The organism is Pseudonocardia sp. (assembly GCF_029263155.1).
Classification (GTDB): domain Bacteria; phylum Actinomycetota; class Actinomycetes; order Mycobacteriales; family Pseudonocardiaceae; genus Pseudonocardia.
Map to the genome: position 1 here is coordinate 53,810 of NZ_JAJCYB010000028.1, position 18,788 is coordinate 72,597.

General features: G+C 73.4%; 16 protein-coding genes and 1 tRNA gene. 4 read left to right on the top strand and 13 right to left on the bottom strand.

The annotated features are described in order from the left end of the window. Positions 1–4: 4 nt before the first annotated feature. Positions 5–1,285 (bottom strand): serine hydroxymethyltransferase, encoded by a 1,281-nt coding sequence (gene glyA / locus Q1K26_RS04785; protein ID WP_300007934.1) that lies wholly within the window; start codon positions 1,283–1,285, stop codon positions 5–7. A 117-nt stretch (positions 1,286–1,402) separates the two neighbouring features. After that, positions 1,403–2,353, bottom strand: a complete 951-nt coding sequence (locus Q1K26_RS04790) for an NAD-dependent epimerase/dehydratase family protein (RefSeq protein ID WP_300007935.1) — start codon at positions 2,351–2,353, stop codon at positions 1,403–1,405. A gap of 100 nt (positions 2,354–2,453) precedes the next feature. Between Q1K26_RS04790 and Q1K26_RS04795 the strand changes: the two genes are divergently transcribed. Continuing rightward, positions 2,454–3,149, top strand: a complete 696-nt coding sequence (locus tag Q1K26_RS04795; RefSeq protein ID WP_300007936.1) for a TetR/AcrR family transcriptional regulator — start codon at positions 2,454–2,456, stop codon at positions 3,147–3,149. A 120-nt stretch (positions 3,150–3,269) separates the two neighbouring features. Here Q1K26_RS04795 and Q1K26_RS04800 read toward each other — a convergent pair whose 3' ends face one another. From Q1K26_RS04800 to argS, 10 genes are all read right to left on the bottom strand, one after another. Further along, a complete protein-coding gene (locus tag Q1K26_RS04800; protein ID WP_300007937.1) occupies positions 3,270–3,917 on the bottom strand; it encodes an L-threonylcarbamoyladenylate synthase in 648 nt (215 codons plus the stop codon). An 85-nt stretch (positions 3,918–4,002) separates the two neighbouring features. Then, complete coding sequence (gene prmC, locus Q1K26_RS04805) at positions 4,003–4,863, bottom strand: peptide chain release factor N(5)-glutamine methyltransferase (protein ID WP_300007938.1); 861 nt, start codon at positions 4,861–4,863, stop codon at positions 4,003–4,005. A gap of 295 nt (positions 4,864–5,158) precedes the next feature. Next, complete coding sequence (gene prfA / locus Q1K26_RS04810) at positions 5,159–6,223, bottom strand: peptide chain release factor 1 (protein ID WP_300007939.1); 1,065 nt, start codon at positions 6,221–6,223, stop codon at positions 5,159–5,161. A 72-nt stretch (positions 6,224–6,295) separates the two neighbouring features. Beyond that, positions 6,296–6,511, bottom strand: coding sequence for a 50S ribosomal protein L31 (gene rpmE, locus Q1K26_RS04815; RefSeq protein WP_300007940.1), 216 nt, complete (start codon positions 6,509–6,511; stop codon positions 6,296–6,298). Positions 6,512–6,617: 106 nt separating this feature from the next. Next, on the bottom strand, positions 6,618–8,723 hold the full coding sequence (gene rho, locus Q1K26_RS04820; RefSeq protein ID WP_300007941.1) for a transcription termination factor Rho: 2,106 nt from the start codon (positions 8,721–8,723) through the stop codon (positions 6,618–6,620). A gap of 371 nt (positions 8,724–9,094) precedes the next feature. Then, the gene (gene thrB / locus Q1K26_RS04825; protein WP_300007942.1) at positions 9,095–9,997 is read right to left on the bottom strand and encodes a homoserine kinase; all 903 of its coding nucleotides are present in this window, start codon (positions 9,995–9,997) and stop codon (positions 9,095–9,097) included. After that, positions 9,997–11,013: a threonine synthase gene (gene thrC / locus Q1K26_RS04830; protein WP_300007950.1), complete on the bottom strand. Its 1,017-nt coding sequence runs from the start codon at positions 11,011–11,013 to the stop codon at positions 9,997–9,999. The genes thrB and thrC overlap by 1 nt, the downstream gene beginning before the upstream one ends. Before the next feature lie 53 nt (positions 11,014–11,066). After that, a complete protein-coding gene (locus Q1K26_RS04835) occupies positions 11,067–12,398 on the bottom strand; it encodes a homoserine dehydrogenase (RefSeq protein WP_300007943.1) in 1,332 nt (443 codons plus the stop codon). A gap of 264 nt (positions 12,399–12,662) precedes the next feature. Next, complete coding sequence (gene lysA, locus Q1K26_RS04840) at positions 12,663–14,105, bottom strand: diaminopimelate decarboxylase (protein WP_300007944.1); 1,443 nt, start codon at positions 14,103–14,105, stop codon at positions 12,663–12,665. Positions 14,106–14,205: 100 nt separating this feature from the next. After that, positions 14,206–15,849 carry an arginine--tRNA ligase gene (argS, locus tag Q1K26_RS04845; protein WP_300007945.1) on the bottom strand — a complete coding sequence of 548 codons (1,644 nt, stop codon included), beginning with the start codon at positions 15,847–15,849 and terminating at the stop codon, positions 14,206–14,208. 130 nt (positions 15,850–15,979) lie between these two features. Here argS and Q1K26_RS04850 point away from each other — a divergent pair, with 130 nt between their 5' ends. Then, complete coding sequence (locus tag Q1K26_RS04850; RefSeq protein WP_300007946.1) at positions 15,980–16,795, top strand: DUF3105 domain-containing protein; 816 nt, start codon at positions 15,980–15,982, stop codon at positions 16,793–16,795. Next, positions 16,792–17,490, top strand: a complete 699-nt coding sequence (locus tag Q1K26_RS04855; protein ID WP_300007947.1) for a DUF305 domain-containing protein — start codon at positions 16,792–16,794, stop codon at positions 17,488–17,490. The genes Q1K26_RS04850 and Q1K26_RS04855 overlap by 4 nt, the downstream gene beginning before the upstream one ends. A gap of 31 nt (positions 17,491–17,521) precedes the next feature. On the opposite strand, the gene Q1K26_RS04860 is transcribed toward Q1K26_RS04855, so the two are convergent. Next, on the bottom strand, positions 17,522–17,905 hold the full coding sequence (locus Q1K26_RS04860) for a hypothetical protein (protein ID WP_300007948.1): 384 nt from the start codon (positions 17,903–17,905) through the stop codon (positions 17,522–17,524). Between the two features lie 375 nt (positions 17,906–18,280). On the opposite strand from Q1K26_RS04860, the gene Q1K26_RS04865 reads away from it, so the two are divergent. Next, positions 18,281–18,352: transfer RNA gene (locus tag Q1K26_RS04865), tRNA-Arg, on the top strand. Positions 18,353–18,788 lie beyond the last annotated feature (436 nt).

The window sequence follows — 18,788 nt, forward strand, 5'->3', positions numbered from 1 at the left end:
CCCGCTAGGGACGCGGGTAGGCGGGGGCCCGGGAGACGAGCGCGGTGACGGCGTCGGCGACGGCGGCCAGTTCGGCGTCCCCACCCGCGGTGCCGTGCTCGGCCCTGACCGCGCGGGCCAGCAGCGACCCGATCTCGGCCATGTCCGGCTCGGTCATCCCCTGGGTGGTGACGCTGGGCGAGCCGACCCGCAGCCCCGAGGGCTTCATCGGCGGCGCCGGGTCGTAGGGGATGGCGTTCTTGTTGAGCGTGATCCGCGCGGCGTCGCAGCGGGTCTCGGCGTCGGCGCCGGTGACGCCGATCGGGCGCAGGTCGACCAGCGCGAGGTGGGTGTCGGTGCCGCCGGACACCGCCCGCATGCCCTCGGCCTCCAGGCTCTTGGCCAGCGCCTGGGCGTTGGCGATCACCTGGCGGGCGTAGGCCTGGTACTCCGGCTGGGCCGCCTCGCGCATGGCGACCGCCTTCGCGGCCACCCCGTGCATCAGCGGGCCGCCCTGCGAGAACGGGAACACCGCCTTGTCGACGGCCTTCGCGTGCTCCTCGCGCGCCAGGATCATGCCGCCCCGCGGGCCGCGCAGCACCTTGTGCGTGGTGGCCGTGACGACGTCGGCGTAGGGCACCGGCGACGGGATCGCCTTGCCCGCCACCAGGCCGATGAAGTGCGCGGCGTCGACCATCAGCTTGGCGCCGACCTCGTCGGCGATCTCCCGGAACGCCTGGAAGTCGATGAGCCGGGGGTACGCGGTGGCCCCGGCGATGATCATCTTGGGCCGGTGCTCGCGGGCGAGGTCGCGCACCTGGTCGTAGTCGATCAGCTCGGTGTCCTGGCGGACCGTGTAGCTCACGGCGTTGAACCACTTGCCGGAGAAGCTGACCTTCGAGCCGTGGGTGAGGTGCCCGCCCTGCTTGAGGTCCATCGCGAGGACGGTGTCGCCGGGCTGGGTGAACGCGGCGTAGACGGCGAAGTTGGCCGACGCGCCCGAGTGCGGCTGCAGGTTGGCGTGCTCGGCGCCGAAGAGCTCCCTCGTGCGCGCGTTGCCGATCTCCTCGGCCTGGTCGACGACCTCGCAGCCGCCGTAGTAGCGGCGGCCGGGGTAGCCCTCGGCGTACTTGTTCGACAGCGTGGAGCCCAGCGCGGCCAGCACCGCCGGACTGGTGAGGTTCTCGCTGGCGATGAGCTGCAACCCGCCGCGGAGGCGGGCGAGCTCGTCGAGCACCACTCCCGCGATCTCCGGGTCCTGGTGGGACAGCGCATCGAAGTCCGGGCCCCAGAAAGGTGTCGTCACGGTGCACCACCGTACCCGCGCGCGGGCGACGCTCCGCTCCTGGTCCCGACCGGCCCGGACCTACGGCGCTCCCGCCCCTGGTGGACGGGAGTGCCGTGGGCTGCCGGGTGGGCGGCGTCACGCGGCGCGCCGCTCCTGGTCCCGCCACCAGGCGACGGTCTCGGCCAGGCCGTCGTCGAACGGCGTCGGCGCGAGTCCGAACGCGGCCTGCGCGGCGGAGGAGTCGAGCACGAAGGGCCGGGCGAACTGGTAGCGCACCTCGACGAGCTCGCGCAGGAACGGCACCGCCAGCCCGCCGAGCCGGACCGCGGCCCGGGGCAGCACCTGCACGCCGGGGTCGGGCACACCGGCGATCCGCGCCATGCGGGAGGCCACCTCGCGGATCGGGACCGCCTGCGCGGTCGGCACGTGCCACGCCCTGCCCCACGCGCGCTCGTCGGTCGCGAGGGTGACCAGCGTGCGGGCGACGTCGCCGACGTGGGTGAACGAGTGCGGGACGTCGAGGTCGCCCTGCATCAGTCGGGGCCTGCGGCCGGCGAGCAGTCGGGGCACGAACTGCTCCCCCAGGTGCCCGGTCGAGCGGACGCCGGGGCCGTAGAAGTCCGACGCCCGCGCCTCGGTGACCCGCGCGCGGCCCGCCTCGTGGGCGGCCAGCGCGTCGCGCCACATCCGGTTGCGCACCGCGCCCTTCGTGCCGGGGGCCGAGTTCAGCGGCGTGTCCTCGGTCATCGGGGCGTCGACGGAGCCGTAGCCGTACAGGTTGCCCATCGTCACCAGCACGGCACCGGAGCGCTGCGCCGCGGTCAGCAGCGCCGACGCCAGCGGCGGCCAGTCGGTGGACCACCGGTGGTAGGGCGGGTTCGCGCAGTTGTAGAGCGCGGTGGCCCCGGCGGCCAGCTCGGTGAGGCGCTGCGCGTCGGAGGCGTCGGCGGCCACCCGCTCGACGGCCGGGTGCCGCATCCCGGAGCCGCTGCGCGTCACCATCGAGACGGTGTGGCCGTCGTCGACGAGCAGTCGGGCGACGGCGTTCCCGATGGTTCCGGCTCCGACGATCACGTGCTGGGTCATGGGATCCTCCTGGGAGAGCACTGCTCTTGTTTCGATGCAGTGTTCTCGAACTGGCGCTCCACGTCAAGAGCAGTGCTCTCGGATGTGGCAGACTGGCCCGATGCCCGCCACCGGAGCCCGCGCCCGTGTCCGCGCCGAACTGACCCGCGAGATCGCCGAGGTCGCCCGCCGACACCTCGCCTCCGATGGCGCGGCGGCGCTGTCGCTGCGCGCCGTGGCCCGCGAGCTGGGGATGGCGAGCTCGGCGGTGTACCGCTACTTCCCCAGCCGCGACGAGCTGCTGACCGCGCTGATCGTCGAGGCCTACGACGCGCTCGGCGAGACGGCCGAGCGCGCGGCCGCCGCAGCGGCCGCGGGCGACCTGCGCGACCGCTGGCTCGCCGTCTGCCGGGCCGTCCGCGGCTGGGCGCTGGCCCATCCGCACGAGTACGCGCTCGTCTACGGCTCGCCGGTGCCCGGCTACGCCGCGCCGCAGGCCACGATCGTGCCCGCGTCGCGGGTGGGCGAGGTGCTGTGCCGGCTCGTCGCCGAGGGGATCGCGGACGGCGCGGTCGATCCCCACCTCGACGCCACCGGCGCCGACGCCACGCTGGAGCCCGACGTCGCGCCGAGCATGGGACTGCCCGTCGACAGCGGTGGCTCGCTGGCCGCCCGCGCGATCTTCGCCTGGACCTCGCTGTACGGGATGATCAGCTTCGAGCTCTTCGGCCACACGCACAACGTCGTGGCCGACCACGCGGCCTTCTTCGACGACGCCGCCGGCCGCCTCGCCGGCGTCCTGGGCCTACCGGCCTGACGCCCCGGCGCCCGCTCCCCGGCGAACTCGCGCGCCGAGCCGCGCCTCGCGCGCTGCCGACAGCGCGCGCACCGCCCGGGAGCGCGCGAGGCGCGCACCGGCGCGCGAGCCGCGGGCGGGTCAGGCCGTCAGCACCTCGCGGCCCAGCACCTCGCGCACCTGCTGCACCGACACCGCGCCCTGGCGCAGGACCAGTGGGTCCTCGCCGGTCAGGTCCACCACCGTGGACGCGACCGGGAGGCCGGAGTCCCCGCCGTCGAGGTACACGCCGACGCTGTCGCCCAGCTGGCGCACCGCACCGGACATCGTGGACGGTGGGGGCGAGCCGGAGATGTTCGCGCTCGACACGGCCATCGGGCCGACGTCGCGCAGCAGCTCCAGCGCCACCGGGTGCAGCGGCATGCGCAGCATCACGGTGCCCTTGGTGGAGCCGAGGTCCCAGGCCAGGGACGGGGCGTGCGGCAGCACCAGCGACAGGCCGCCGGGCCAGAACGCCTCGATCAGGTTGCGTGCCGCCCTCGGCACGCCGAGGACCAGGCCGTCGATGGTGGACCAGGAGCCGACGAGCACCGGCACCGGCATGTCCGGACCGCGCTTCTTCGCGGCCAGCAGGGAGCGCACGGCCGATCCGGAGAACGCGTCGCACCCCAGGCCGTAGACGGTGTCGGTGGGGAGCACGACCAGCCGCCCGGACCGGACGGCCCGGGCCGCCGCGGCGAGCCCCTCGGTCCGTCCCTGAGGATCCGCGCAGTCATAGGTGGGAGCCACGGCCGGGAGCCTACGAGCCCCGCCGCGCCCCCGAACGAGCGGGACTCCCGTACGAACCCACGGGACCACGGCCCCGCGCGGGCGGTCATGGCGGGGGGACGCGGCGGGCCGTGGCGAAGCGCGGGCGGCCTGCGAGGTCCAGGTGCTCCTGTACGTCGGCGAGCACGCGGCGGCGGCGGAGCAGGGCCGGCACGACCTCACCGTGCGTGTCGTCGTGCTCGATCGCGAGGTGGCCGCCGTAGCGCAGCAGGCCGGCCGAGGTGTTGATCACGGCACGGATGATCTCCAGGCCGTCCGGGCCCGCGAACACGGCTCCGGGCGGGTCCCACTCGGTCACCTCGGGCGGCAGGTCGGTGCCGTCGGGGACGTAGGGCGGGTTGCACAGCACCAGGTCGACGCGGGACTCCAGCTCGACGAGCAGGTCGTTCCAGCGGACGTCGGCGGCGTGCAGGGTGACCGTGTCGCCGTGGTCGGCGATGTTGCGCCGGGCCCAGGACAACGCGCCGGGATCGGCCTCGACGGCGTGCACCTCGGCGTCCGGCCGGCTCGCCGCCACGGCGAGCGCCAGCGCCCCCGAACCCGTGCACAGGTCCACGACCAGCGGCGATCCGACGTCCGCGATCACCTCCAGACCCCACTCGAACAGCAGCTCGGTCTCCGGGCGTGGGGTGAACACGCCCGGACCGACCGCGACCGACACCGGCCCGAGCACCGCGCTGCCGAGCAGGTGCTGCAGCGGCTCGCGGGCCGCGCGGCGCACCACCAGCCTGCGCAGCTCCTCCACGACCGGCGGGTCGACGAGCGGGTGCAGCATCAGCCGGCCCCGCTCGACCCCGACGATCTGCGCCGCCAGCAGCTCGGCGTCCACCCGCGGCGACGCCACCCCCGCGGCGGCGAGGATCCGCTCGGCCTCGGCGATCACCAGCCGCAACGGCTGCCGGCTCATCGCCTGCCCCCGCCGCCCGCGGCCGGCACCGCACGCCGCGCCGCCGCACCCACCCGACGGCTCACCGCGCGCACGGCCTGCCCGTCCGCACACCGGTCCCGTCGCCCGCACACCGGCCGGGGCCGACGCGCCGGGCCCGCACCCGGTGCGCCGACCTCGACCTCCTGAAGCCGGCGCCCACCCATCGGCCACCTCCGCAATCCGCCGTCCGGGCGGAGCGCCGATGATGGCAGCACGGCCACCGCGCTGCCATCTGGCTGCGGGACGGTGGCCCTACTGCAACCCGGACGGGGGGTCACGAGCCGAGCTGCTCCGCCCGGTCGGCCGCGGTCAGCGCGGCCAGCACGTCGTCGAGGTCGCCGTCGAGCACCGCGGACAGGTTGTGGGCCTTGAAACCGACGCGGTGGTCGGAGATGCGGTTCTCCGGGTAGTTGTAGGTGCGGATGCGTTCGGAGCGGTCGACGGTGCGCACCTGCGAGCGCCGATCGGCCGAGGCGGCGGCAGCGGCCTCGGCATCGGCGAGGGCCTGCAGCCGGGAGCGCAGCACCAGCATCGCGCGGGCCTTGTTCTGCAGCTGCGACTTCTCGTTCTGGCAGCTCACGACGGTGCCGGTGGGCAGGTGGGTGATCCGCACCGCCGAGTCGGTGGTGTTGACGCTCTGCCCGCCGTGTCCCGAGGAGCGGAAGACATCGATGCGCAGGTCGCCTTCGTCGATCTCGACCTCGGCGTCCTCGCCGGTGTCCGGGTAGACGAGCACCCCCGCCGCGGAGGTGTGGATGCGCCCCTGCGACTCCGTGACGGGCACCCGTTGCACGCGGTGGACCCCGCCCTCGAACTTCAGCGCGCTCCACACGCCGTCGACCTCGTCGCCACGGGCGCGTAGGACCATGGTGATGTCCTTGTACCCGCCGAGGTCGGAGACGGTGGCGTCGAGGACCTCGGTCCGCCAGCAGCGCCGCTCGGCGTAGCGGGTGTACATGCGCACCAGGTCGCCCGCGAACAGGGCCGACTCCTCGCCGCCCTCTCCGGACTTGACCTCCATCACCACGTCGTCACCGTCGTGCGGGTCGCGCGGCACCAGCAGCTCGGCCAGGCGCGTCTCCAGCGCGGGGATGCGGGCGGCCAGCTCGTCGGCCTCGGCCGCGAACGCCGCGTCCTCCGGCGCCAGTTCGCGGGCGGCGGCGAAGTCGTCGCGGGCCGTGTCGAGGGCGCGGGCAGCGGCGACGATCGGGCCCAGCTCGGCGTAGCGGCGGCCCAGCTTGCGGGCGGCGGCCGCGTCGGCGTGGATCGCGGGGTCGGCGAGGCGCAGCTCCAGGTCGGCGTGCTCGGCGAGCATCGCGTCGACGGCCGGTGCGGGCATCGTGACCTCTCGGGTACGGGTTCGGACATGCGGACGGCGCCCACCCGGTCCGGGTGGGCGCCGTCGGCGGAGCTACTTGCCGGCGCGCTTGCCGTAGCGCGCCTCGAAGCGCGCGACGCGGCCACCGGAGTCGAGGATCTTCTGCTTGCCGGTGTAGAAGGGGTGGCAGGCCGAGCAGACCTCGACGGTGATGGCACCGTTCGCCTTGGTGCTGCGGGTGGTGAACTGGTTGCCGCAACCGCAGGTGACCTGGGTGTCGACGTACTGCGGGTGGATGCCTTGACGCACGGTGGTTCCTCTCGATGTGGCGCCGGGTCCCCGTCTGGCGGGGTGAACCGGAACCGGAGCGTGACGAGTCATTCAACCACTCGCCACGTCCGGCTGTTCCCGCCGGTCACTCGCCGTCGGTGCCGGGCGTCGACTTCGCGACCTGCATCAGGAACTCGGTGTTGGTACGGGTCTTCTTCAGCTGGGTGAGCAGCAGGTCGATGGCCTGCTGGTCGTCCAGGGCCGCGAGCAGTCTGCGCAGCTTGACCGTGACGGCCAGCTCGTCGGGCGAGAGCAGCAGCTCCTCCTTGCGGGTGCCCGAATCGCCGACGTCGACGGCCGGGAACACGCGCTTGTCCGCGATGCGGCGGTCGAGCTTGAGCTCGGCGTTGCCGGTGCCCTTGAACTCCTCGAAGATCACCGTGTCCATCGTGGACCCGGTCTCGACGAGCGCCGTCGCGAGGATGGTGAGCGAGCCACCGTTCTCGATGTTGCGCGCGGCGCCGAGGAAGCGCTTGGGCGGGTAGAGGGCCGTGGAGTCCACGCCGCCGGACAGGATCCGCCCCGACGCGGGTGCGGCCAGGTTGTAGGCCCGGCCCAGGCGGGTGATCGAGTCGAGCAGCACGACGACGTCGTGACCCATCTCGACCAGGCGCTTGGCCCGCTCGATGGCGAGCTCGGCGACGGTGGTGTGGTCGGACGCCGGTCGGTCGAAGGTCGAGGCGATGACCTCGCCCTTCACCGAGCGCTGCATGTCGGTGACCTCCTCGGGCCGCTCGTCGACGAGGACGACCATGAGGTGGCACTCCGGGTTGTTCGTGGTGATCGCGTTGGCGATCGCCTGCAGCACCATCGTCTTGCCCGCCTTGGGTGGGCTGACGATCAGCGCGCGCTGACCCTTGCCGATCGGCATGACCAGGTCGATGATCCGCGTGGTCAGGACGTGCGACTCGGTCTCCAGGCGCAGCCGCTTGTTCGGGTACAGCGGCGTGAGCTTGGTGAACTCCGCACGGCTGCGGGAGGTCTCCGGGTCCTGTCCGTTGATCGTGTCGACGCGCACCAGCGGGTTGAACTTCTGGCGCGACTGCTCACCCTCGCGGCCCTCCCGGACCGCACCGGTGATCGCGTCACCGCGGCGCAGGCCGTGCTTGCGCACGAGCGAGAGCGACACGTAGCAGTCCGTCGGGCCGGACAGGTAGCCGGTGGTGCGGACGAACGCGTAGTTGTCGAGGATGTCGATGATGCCGGCGACGGGGAGCAGGACGTCGCCCTCGCGCACCTCGGTGTCGACGTTGCCGCCACCGCCACCGCCTGCGCGGTCGCCGCGGTCCCGGCCCCGGCGGCGGTCACGGAAGCGGCGACCGCGGCGGCCGCGGCCGTCCCCGTCGTCGTCCCCGTCGTCGTCGGGGCGGTTGTCGCGGGGGCCGCGGCTGTCGTTGCGGCTGTCCCCACCCCGGGTGTCGGTGCGGTTGTCGCCGCCCCTGTTGTCGCCGCCCCGGGTGTCGGTGCGGTTGTCGCCACCCCGGTTGTCGGAGCGGGTGTCGCCACCGCGGCCGTTGCCCTCGGCAGCGCGGTTGTCGCCGCCCCGGCCGCGGCGGCCGCCGCGCTCGTCGGCGGCCTCGCCCTGCTCGGCGGGGGTGGCGGCGGTGGCGGTGGCGGGTTCGGCCTGGTCACCGCCACGGTTGCGACGGTTCTGGCGGCTGCGCCTTCCGCCGCCCTCGTTCTCGGCAGGGGTGGGGTCGGCGGGCGCGTCGGCGGGGGCCGGGGCCGAACCGTTGAGGGACGGCTGCTCGGTGGGCGCCTCGCCCCCGGGCACGTCCGCCACGGGTGCGGCCTGCTCGGCGGGGGCTGCGGCATCGGCCGCGGGCTGGGCGCCGGCCGTGGGCTGGGCGTCCGGGGCCCCGGCCGGGCGGGACGCGGTGCGGCGACGGCGCGTGGTGGTGCGCGCCGTGCCGTTCGCGGCAACCTCGGCGGGCGGCGTCTCGGCGGCCGGCGTCTCGGCGGGCGGCGCCTCGGCGGGCGGCGTCTCGGGCAGCGGCGGCTGCGCGGCGGGCGCCGCGGCCTGCCGCTCCTTGATCGCGGCGATGAGGTCGCCCTTGCGCATTCCGGTGGTGCCGGAGATGTTCAGCTCCTCGGCCAGCTGGCGGAGCTCCGCCAGCACCATGCCGGTCAGGCCGCCCCGCTTGCGTGCGGGGGCAGGTGCCTCGGTGCTGACGAGATCGGTCTCGCTCACGAATGTCCTTCCTGACCGACCGGGTCTCTGCCCAGGTCAGCGGATGTCACACTCGTCCGGACTTCTGTACCGGACGACATGTCGGTCTACGGGTCGCGGCCGTGACGATCGACTACCCGCGGCCGCCCCGACAGGCCGGGGCCAGCGGTCACTGCGACGTCTCACGGGAGAAGGCCGCTCGGGTCGGGAATTCCGGCTCCAGCACTGATCCGGACGAACCAGGATGCCGGGAGGCGCAGGAGGGCCCGAGTGGCCACGCGGATGACGCGTGGATCGCCGTTGCGGGGCCGAGCCTAGACTCCCGCGCTGGTCGCGGCAACCACCACCCCGCGGCGCGCCGTGATCGGGCGGTTCCGCCCGCGCCTCGGAGCTCACCCGATGTCGACCTGGGCACCCGTCGGATCCACGGGGAGCGGGAGCGGGGTGAAGCCGGACAGGTCGATCCCGGCCGGGATCGTGCCGCTCCTCGTCAGCGCCAGCACCGTGGGCCCGGCACCGGAGATGGTGGCGGGTACCCCGTGGGCCCGCAGGGCGTCGACCAGGTCGGCCGACCCCGGGTAGGCCGGGCGCCGGTAGCCCTGGTGCAGGCGGTCCTCGGTCGCGGGGAGCAGCAGGTCGGGCTGCTGGGTGAAGGCCAGCACCGCGAGGGCGGTGCGGCTCCCGGTGAACGCCGCGTCCACCAGCGGCACCCGCTCCGGGAGCAGCCCCCGGGTGGTGGAGGTGGCCGACTCCGTCTCCGGGACGAGCGCCACCGGCCGGATGCCGGGGTGGGCGTCGAGCCGTACCGCGTGGAACCGTTCCGCGGTGTTCCCCGGGGTCTCCCAGGCGATCACGAAACCGCCCAGCAGGCTGGCGGCGGCGTTGTCGGCGTGCCCCTCCATACCGGCCGTGACCTGCAGCACCGTGTCCCACTCCAGCTCCGGATCGCGCCCCGCGAGCACCACCGCCGCGACGGCTCCGGCCACGGCCGCCGCGGCCGAACTACCCAGCCCGCGGGAGTGCGGGATGGCGTTGCGGCAGCGCAGCAGCAGCCCCGCGGGGGCGTCACCGGTGATGTTCCACGCGGTGCGCATCGCGCGGACCACCAGGTGCCGTTCGTCACACGGGACCTGCCCGGCGCCCTCCCCGAGCACCTCGACCGCCACCCCGTCCGGGACGACGCACGCCTCGATGTCGTCGTAGAGGCCGAGCGCGAGGCCGAGGGAGTCGAAGCCGGGGCCGAGGTTGGCCGACGACGCCGGCACCCGCACCCGGACCTCGCCCGGCCTGCCCATCAGCGCAGTTCCAGTGCGTCGGCCACGGCGCCGGGGTCGATCCGCACAACGGTGGGCGGGGGCGCGGTGAGCAGCGCGGTGTCCGGGTCCTTGAGCCCGTGACCGGTGACGGTGCACACGACCAGCGACCCCCGCGGCAGCGTGCCGTCCGCGGCCGACTGCAGCAGCCCGGCCACGCTGGCCGCCGACGCGGGCTCGACGAACACCGCCTCGCGCGCGGACAGCAGCCGGTACGCGACGAGGATGTCGTCGTCGGTGACGGCCGCGAACCTCCCGCCCGAATCGTCGCGCGCCGTCATCGCGGCCGCCCAGGACGCGGGGCTGCCGATCCGGATGGCCGTGGCGATCGTCTCCGGGTTCTTCACCGGCGATCCGTGCACCAGCGGTGCGGCGCCCGCGGCCTGGTAGCCGAACATCCTCGGCAGCGCCGGGATCAGGCCGTCGGCGGCGTAGGCGCGGTAGCCCGCCCAGTACGCCGTGATGTTGCCGGCGTTGCCGACCGGCAGGCAGTGCACGTCGGGGGCGCGGCCCAGCTCGTCGCAGATCTCGTAGGCGGCGCTGGCCTGCCCGGCGATCCGCGTCGGGTTGACCGAGTTGACCAGTGCGGCCACCGGGTAGTCGGCCTCGGTCTTGCGGGCGAGCTCGAGGCAGTCGTCGAAGTTGCCCTCGACCTGCAGGATCCGCGCCCCGTGCGCGACCGCCTGCGCCAGCTTGCCGAGCGCGATCTTGCCCTGCGGGACGAGGACGGCGCAGGTCAGGCCCGCGCGGGTGGCGTAGGCGGCGGCCGAGGCCGACGTGTTGCCGGTGGACGCGCAGAGCACTCCCTGCTTGCCCCGCGCCAGCGCGTCGGTGACCGCCATCGTCATCCCGCGGTCCTTGAACGACCCCGTCGGGTTCATCCCGTCGACCTTGAGGAAGACCTCGCAGCCGGTGAGCTCGGACAGGTGAGGGGCCGGCAGCAGCGGCGTGCCGCCCTCGCCGAGCGTGACCACGGTCCAGCCCGGCTCGACCGGCATCCGGTCGCGATAGGCCTCGACGACCCCCGGCCAGCGCTGCGACGTGAGTGACGTCACGGGGCGACTCCCTTCCGTCCCAGGTCCTCGACCCGCAGCACGCTCTCGACGCCGAGCACGATGTCCAGCTCGGCCAGTACCTGCACGGTCGCGGCCAGCGCGGCCTCGGGCGCGGCGTGGGTGACGACGACGAGCCGGGCGGCTCGGGTCGGGTGGGACGGGGCGGAGTCGGCCTCGCCGCCGGACTGGCGCACGGCGGCGATGCTCACCCCGTGCCGGGAGAACTCGCCGGCGATGGTGGCCAGCACGCCGGCGCGGTCGGCGACCTCCAGGCTCACGTGGTAACGCGTCGGCACCGCGCCGATCGGCACCACGGGCAGGCTCGCGTAGGCGCAGTCGCGCGGGCCGCGCGAGCCGGTGACGCGGTTGCGGGCGACGGCGACGAGATCGCCGAGGACGGCGCTGGCGGTGGGAGCGCCGCCCGCGCCCTGGCCGTAGAACATGAGCTGACCCGCCGCCTCGGCCTCGACGAACACCGCGTTGAACGCGCCGTCGACCCCGGCGAGCGGGTGCGCGGCCGGGATCATCGCCGGGTACACCCGCGCCGACACCGACTCGGGGTTCCGCGTGCGCTCGCAGATCGCCAGCAGCTTGATCACGCAGCCGATGTCGCGGGCGGCGGCGATGTCGGACGCGCTGACGTGGCGCATGCCCTCGCAGTACACGTCCGCGGCGGTCACGCGGGTGTGGAAGGCGAGCGTGGCGAGGATCGCGGCCTTGGACGCGGCGTCGTAGCCGTCGACGTCGGCGCTGGGGTCGGCCTCGGCGTACCCGAGCCGCGTGGCCTCCTCCAGCGCGTCGGCGTACCCGGCGCCCGACGAGGTCATCCCGGAGAGGATGAAGTTCGTGGTGCCGTTGACGATGCCCGCGACCCGCGTGATCCGGTCACCGGCCAGCGATTCGCGCAGGGGGCGCAGCAGCGGAATCGCCCCGGCCACCGAGGCCTCGTAGAACAGGTCGACGCCGGACGCGTCGGCGGCCTCGGCGAGCGCGGCGCCGTCCTCGGCGAGCAGCGCCTTGTTGGCCGTGACCACCGACTTGCCGGCCTTGAGCGCCTCCAGCAGCAGCGAGCGCGCCGGCTCGATGCCGCCGATCAACTCGACGACGACGTCCACGTCCGGGCGCGTGACCAGCGCGGACGCGTCGGTGGTGAGCAGGTCGCCGAGCTCGGGATGTTTGTGCGGTCGGCGCACGGCCACCCCGGCGAGCTCGACGGGCGCACCCGCCCTGGCGGCGAGCTCGCTCGCCTGCTCGCGCAGCAGCCGCACGATCTCGCCACCGACCGTGCCGCAGCCCAGCAGCGCCACGCGCACCGCGTTCCCCTTCACGCCGCCTCCTCGCTCTCGCCCATCGGGCCCACCACTCGCGCGTCCGTCATCCGCGTACCGAACGGTGATCATCGTCTCGGAACCCGGAACCGGGCCGGGTGCCGGGCACCGTTCCCGGACGCCGATCATCGTGCCCGACGATCCGGCCGGGGCGGCCGGTGATGCGGGTCACCGGGCAGGTCACCCGGTCCGAGATCACCGTCCGCGGGACACGAGGTGCACCCGTGCCGCCCAGGTCCCGATCCTGCCGATCACCGGCGGCCCTCACGGGCCGGCCTCCAGGCGGAACTGGTCATCGGGTGTCTCGCGGCGCAGCAGCACCCGGGCCTCCCCCGCCCGCACCGCGACCACCGCGGGACGCGGGAGGCGGTTGTAGGAGCTGGCCATCGAGTAGCAGTACGCGCCGGTGGCGGCCACCCCCAGCAGATCGCCCGGGGCGAGGTCGGCGGGCAGCCAGCAGTCGCGGACGACGATGTCGCCGCTCTCGCAGTGCTTGCCCACCACCCGGGACAGCACCGCGTCGCCGGTACCGTCCCGCGCGGCCGAGCGGGAGACGAGCCGGCAGTCGTAGACCGCGTCGTAGAGGGCGGTGCGGATGTTGTCGCTCATCCCGCCGTCGACGCTGACGTACCGCCGCCGCGCCGATCCGCCCAGCCCGACGTCCTTGAGCGTGCCCACCTCGTAGAGCGTCACGGTGCCGGGCCCGGCGATCGCGCGCCCGGGCTCGACCGCGATGTGCGGCACGTCGAGGGACTCGGCGTGGCACTCCCGCTTCACGATGCCGCGCAGCTCCTCGGCCAGCTCCGCGACGTCGAGCGGGGTCTCCTGCTCCCGGTAGGCGATGCCGAAGCCACCCCCGAGATCCAATGTGGCGAGCGCGGTCAGCGCGTCACTGCCGTGCTCGGCGTGCAGCGCCGCGAGGAAGCGGACCACCCGGTGCGCGGCCACCTCGAACCCCTCGGTGTCGAAGATCTGGCTGCCGATGTGGCTGTGCAGGCCCACGAGCTCCAGTCCCGGCGCCCGCAGCACCCGCCGCACCGCCTCGGCGGCCGCGCTCGCCCGGCCGCCGGCGATGGAGAAGCCGAACTTCTGGTCCTCGTGGGCGGTGGCGATGAACTCGTGGGTGTGCGCCTCGACCCCCACCGTGAGCCGGATCATCACCGGGGCGACGACCCCCCGCTCGACCGCGATCGCGTCCAGGCGGGCGATCTCGTGGTACGAGTCGATCACCACGTGCCCGACCCCGGCCTCGACCGCGGCCACCATCTCCTCGGTGGACTTGTTGTTGCCGTGCACCGCGATCCGCCCGGCCGGGAACCCCGCGCGCAGCGCCACGGCCAGCTCGCCGCCACTGGCGACGTCGAGCGAGAGGCCCTCCTGGGCCACCCACCGGGCCACCTCGACGGACAGGAACGCCTTGGCCGCGTAGTGCACCGAGCGCGCGCCGAACGCGGCGGCGAACTCGGCGGCGCGGGAGCGGAAGTCGTCCTCGTCGATCACGAACAGCGGCGTGCCGTAGCGCTCGGCGAGGTCGCGGACGTCGATCCCGGCGATCTCCAGCGCACCGGACGCCCCGCGGGCGGCGTGGCGCGGCCACACCGAGGGCGGGATCGCGTCGAACTCCGCGGCATCGGCTGGTCGCGGGCCGGCCGTCTCCGGCGGTGAGGAGATCCCGGCGTGCAACGGCCCGGCCGGATGGGCCCTCACGCCACGACCGCCCCACCGGTGCGCGCAACGAACGGCACCGTCGTCCACCCCGATCGCACGAACGTGGCGTTCGTTGCGGGGGCGCCCGCGAACCGGGCTCTCACATCCGCTCCGGCGCGCTCACACCGAGCAGGGCAAGCCCGTTGGCGAGGACCTGCCGGGCTGCTCCGCACAGCGCGAGGCGGGCGCGGTGCAGGTCGGAGATCTCCTCGTCGCCCATCGGCAGCACGCGGCAGGCGTCGTAGAACTTGTGGTACGCGGCGGCCAGCGTCTCCAGGTAGCGGGCCACGCGGTGCGGCTCGCGCAGCTCGGCGGCCGAACGCACGACGGCCGGGAACTCCCCGATCGTGCGGATCAGATCACCCTCGCGCGGGTGCTCCAGCAGGCCGTACGCGGTGCCCTGCTCCATGCCGAGGTCGGCGGCGTTGCGCGCGAGCGAGCAGAGCCGGGCGTGGGCGTACTGCACGTAGAAGACGGGGTTGTCGTTGCTGCGCCTGGTCAGCACGTCGAGGTCGAGATCGAGCACGGAGTCGATCGACGACCGGATCAGCGAGTAGCGGGCCGCGTCGACTCCCACGAACTCGACCAGGTCGTCCATGCTCACCGCAGTGCCGGCGCGCTTGCTCATCTTCAGCATCCGGCCGCCGGAGAACAGCCGGACCATCTGCCCGATCAGCACCTCAACGGTGCCCGGGTCGTCGCCGAACGCGGCGGCCGCGGCACGTAGCCGGGCGATGTAGCCGTGGTGGTCGGCACCGAGCATGTAGATGCACAGGTCGAAGCCGCGGCGGCGCTTGTCCAGGTAGTAGGCGAGGTCACCGGCGATGTAGGCGGGCGTGCCGTCGCTCTTGATGACGGGGCGGTCCTTGTCGTCGCCCTCGTCGGTGGAGCGCAGCCACCACGCGCCGTCGGCGAAGTAGAGGTTGCCGGAGTCCTTGAGCCGCTGCACCACGGTGTCGACGGCCCCGGAGTCGTGTAGTGACTTCTCGTGGAACCACACGTCGAAGTCCGTGCCGAACGCGTGCAGGGAGCGCTTGATCTCGTCGAACATCAGCTCGACACCGATCCGGCGGAACACCTCGTCGCGGTCCGGGGCGGTGAGCGCACCCGGCTCGGCCGCCAGCACCTGCGCCGCGATCTCGGCGATGTACGCGCCGCCGTAGCCGCCCTCGGGGGTCGGCCCGCCCTGCGCCGCCGCCACCACCGAGGCCACGAACCGGTCGATCTGCCCACCGGCGTCGTTGAAGTAGTACTCGCGGGTGACCTTCGCGCCGCGCGCGGCGAGGATCCGGCCCAGCGCGTCGCCGACCGCGGCCCACCGGGTGTGCCCCAGGTGCAGCGGGCCGGTCGGGTTGGCCGAGACGAACTCCAGGTTGACGCTGCGGGCGGCGTGTTCGTCGCCGCAGCCGTAGGACGCCCCCGCCGCCAGCACCTCGGCCACGACGGCGCCCTGCGCGGCCGCGGCCAGGCGCAGGTTGATGAAGCCGGGGCCGGCGATCTCCGCGCTCGCGACGCCGTCGAGTGCCGACAGCGCCTCGGCCAGCCACGTGGCCAGCTCGCGCGGCGCGACACCGGCCTTCTTCGCGGTGCGCAGGGCCACGTTGGTGGCGTAGTCGCCGTGCTCGGGGCTGCGCGGCCGCTCGACGCCGACGTCGTCGGGGAGCGCTGCGAGATCCAGACCACGGCGCGTGAGGACCTCGGTCGCGGTGGTGCGGACCAGGTCGGCGAGCTGCGCGGGAGTCACCGCTCGAGTCTAGTTCCACCCGCTCCGGGCCCTCCTCCGTCCCCGGTGGAGGTGGCGCTCACGCTGTTCTCAGGTACCGCTCCTAGACTCGGTCCCCGCAAGGGCCTGTCCGCGGTGACGGCACCGGGACATGACGCAGACGGCGGGACGGTTCATGGTCAGCGGCAAGAACAGCAAGTCGACCCGCAACGCGCGCGCTGCGGTCGTCGCCCACCGGTCGACGCCGTGGGGGCTCATCGCGGGCGTGCTGGTGGTGGTGCTGTTCGCGGGGGCCGTCTTCGGCTACGCGTACATCGAGGGCCAGGCCAACGAGGAGCGCCAGGCCGCACTCGCGCCGTTCACGCCCACCGAAGAGAATCCGGACCCGTCCACGCAGATCGAGGGCGTGCAGGTCGTCGAGTACGCGGTCGGGCAGGAGCACTTCACCGCCGACCAGCAGGTGGCCTACACGCAGAGCCCCCCGTTCGGCGGCTCTCACGACTTCGCCTGGGCCGCGTGCAACGGGGTCGTCTACGACCAGGCCGTACGCAGCGAGAACCTCGTGCACTCCCTCGAGCACGGAGCGGTGTGGATCGCGTACGACCCCGAGCGGATCACCGGTGCCGCGCTGGAGACGCTGCGCGCCAAGGTCGACGGGGAGCAGTACATGGTGATGTCGCCGTACCCCGATCTCGACCAGCCCATCTCGCTGCAGGCCTGGAGCCACCAGCTCAAGCTGACCGACGCGAACGACCCGCGCATCGACCAGTTCGTCGCAGCGCTGCGCCTGAACCGCTACACGACTCCGGAGTTCGGCGCCAGCTGTGACGAGTCCGGGCCCGGCGGCTTCGTCCGCGCCGATCCGCCGCCGTACGTCGCCGCGCCCGCCCCCGGCACGCCCGGCAGCCAGCCCGAGATCGGCACGCGCACCGACGTGGCCCCGGACGCGCCGCCGGCCGGGTCGTGACGACCACGACGGACCGGACCGCGGAAACCGCCGACGTCGGCGAGGCCCGCTGGATCCGGCCACTCGTCGCGATCGCCGCTGTACTCAGCCTGCTCCTTCTCGGCGCGGCCGGCGGGCTGCTGCTGGGCCTACCGGGGTCCACGCGGCCCGAGCCGGGGCCCGTCGACATCGGGTTCAACCAGGACATGACCGTGCACCACCTGCAGGCCGTCGAGATGGCCGGCTGGGAGCGCGACCACACCACCGATCCCGTTCTCGCCCAGCTCGCCACCGACATCGAGCGCACCCAGAACAACCAGATCGGTCAGATGCAGGGCTGGCTCGCGCTGTGGGAGGCGCCCGCCCTGCCGCTGGGCGGCCACATGGGCTGGATGGCCGACGCACCCGGCGCCCACGACCACACCGGGCCCCCCGACCCCGCCACCGGTGCGGTCGCACGCATGCCCGGCATGGCGTCGTCGGCCGAGCTGCAGGCCATGCGGGCCGCCACCGGCCCCGAGCTCGACGTCGTGTTCCTGCAGCTCATGCTCCGTCACCACCAGGGCGGCGCGGATATGCTGGTCTATGCCAGCGAGCATGCCGCAGTGCCGCAGGTGCGCACGCTCGCCGCGCAGATGCTCAGGGCCCAGGCCTCCGAGACCGCCTATCTACAGCAGCTGCTGCACGAGCGGGGCGGCACTCCGCTGCCGTTGTGACTCGACCCGATCACGGACTCCTGCGTGGATATCACACGGGAGCCCATTCCGAGATTCTCGGGTTGTTCGGAATCGTGATGAGCCGCGTGGATCCACCCGCCTTCGTGTAGAACGTCGTCTGGGTGCGCTCCTCGAACCGGGAGTACACGTACGAGATCCGCCGGATCCCCCCGCTCTCGCATATCTCGCCGGTCGAGCGAACCGCAACCGCACGACGCTGCACGGACTCGGTCGTCTTGTTCGTCGGCGATTCGTACGTGGTCCGTACCGGCCCCCACGGGCCGGTGTGACCCACAAGCGGTTCGATGGACGCCAGCGGCACCGCCTCCCCCAGGCCGGACGTGCTGCCACAGGGGCCACCCGAACTCGAGAAGCCGTCCGGGTACCAGGCCAGTGCCGACGGCGCCAGCGCCACCGAGCTCGCCATCATCGCAGTAGCGACAACCGCTGCGCGGACAGAACGCGTGAACGATCGATTCTGCATGAAGACCAATTCCCCCTCGATTTAAATTCGCGAAGCCGAGTCGGGCAGTGTGCGCCACACGAACATGTCGCCGGACATGCCCCGATTCCACTCTCCCATAATCGGTCGGCTTCATGACAATTTCGAGATTGGCGGTCGGGACCGTCACGGTCAAGGACCTTGATCCGGGCTTGAGGTGGGACAACCCGATCGTGGCAGCGAGGTGGTCGGAGAACCGATCCCACGGCTGGCCTGCCGGGCACCACTTGGGCGCGCCACTCCCCTGCCGTAGTGACTCGACGGGTGCGCTAGAGTGATGCCACCCGAGCCCCCGTAGCTCAGGGGATAGAGCGTCGCCCTCCGGAGGCGAAAGCGCAGGTTCGAATCCTGCCGGGGGCACCGATCCAGGCAATGTACGAACCTTGCCGTCCGGCTCCGGTGCCGTCTGCGGCGGGACCGGGGTGCTGGCGGGTATACGGAACGTCGGGGTGATGCTGTCCCGTCCGACGACGTCGATCTTCACGGTCATGGCCTGGAGCAGCGCCTGCACGGTGTCGGGCGTGTCCGAGCCGAGCCGGGCGCGGACGTGTTCGTCGAGGGCACTCAGGTGTGCCCGGGTCGGCTTCGCCGTCGCGGGGGTCTCGTCGATCAGCAGGCCCAGCTCGTCACGACGGCCCCGGAGCTCACCGGTCTTCCGGCTCAGCCTGGATGCACCGCCGAAATGAGTCTGTAAGGGTGGGTCGGAACGCACGAATGCCCCTCTGAGCTGGGAGAATGTGGCTTACCACGGTCACATCGATCCCACACAGAAGGGCATCCGCTGGATGCGACTATC

What these genes read in the sequence shown, in the direction of transcription:
- Q1K26_RS04790 (WP_300007935.1), bottom strand. Translation starts at nt 2,353, where the DNA reads ATGACCCAGCACGTGATCGTCGGAGCCGGAACCATCGGGAACGCCGTC.
- Q1K26_RS04795 (WP_300007936.1), top strand. Translation starts at nt 2,454, where the DNA reads ATGCCCGCCACCGGAGCCCGCGCCCGTGTCCGCGCCGAACTGACCCGC.
- prmC (WP_300007938.1), bottom strand. Translation starts at nt 4,863, where the DNA reads ATGAGCCGGCAGCCGTTGCGGCTGGTGATCGCCGAGGCCGAGCGGATC.
- prfA (WP_300007939.1), bottom strand. Translation starts at nt 6,223, where the DNA reads ATGCCCGCACCGGCCGTCGACGCGATGCTCGCCGAGCACGCCGACCTG.
- thrB (WP_300007942.1), bottom strand. Translation starts at nt 9,997, where the DNA reads ATGGGCAGGCCGGGCGAGGTCCGGGTGCGGGTGCCGGCGTCGTCGGCC.
- thrC (WP_300007950.1), bottom strand. Translation starts at nt 11,013, where the DNA reads ATGCCGGTCGAGCCGGGCTGGACCGTGGTCACGCTCGGCGAGGGCGGC.
- Q1K26_RS04850 (WP_300007946.1), top strand. Translation starts at nt 15,980, where the DNA reads ATGACGCAGACGGCGGGACGGTTCATGGTCAGCGGCAAGAACAGCAAG.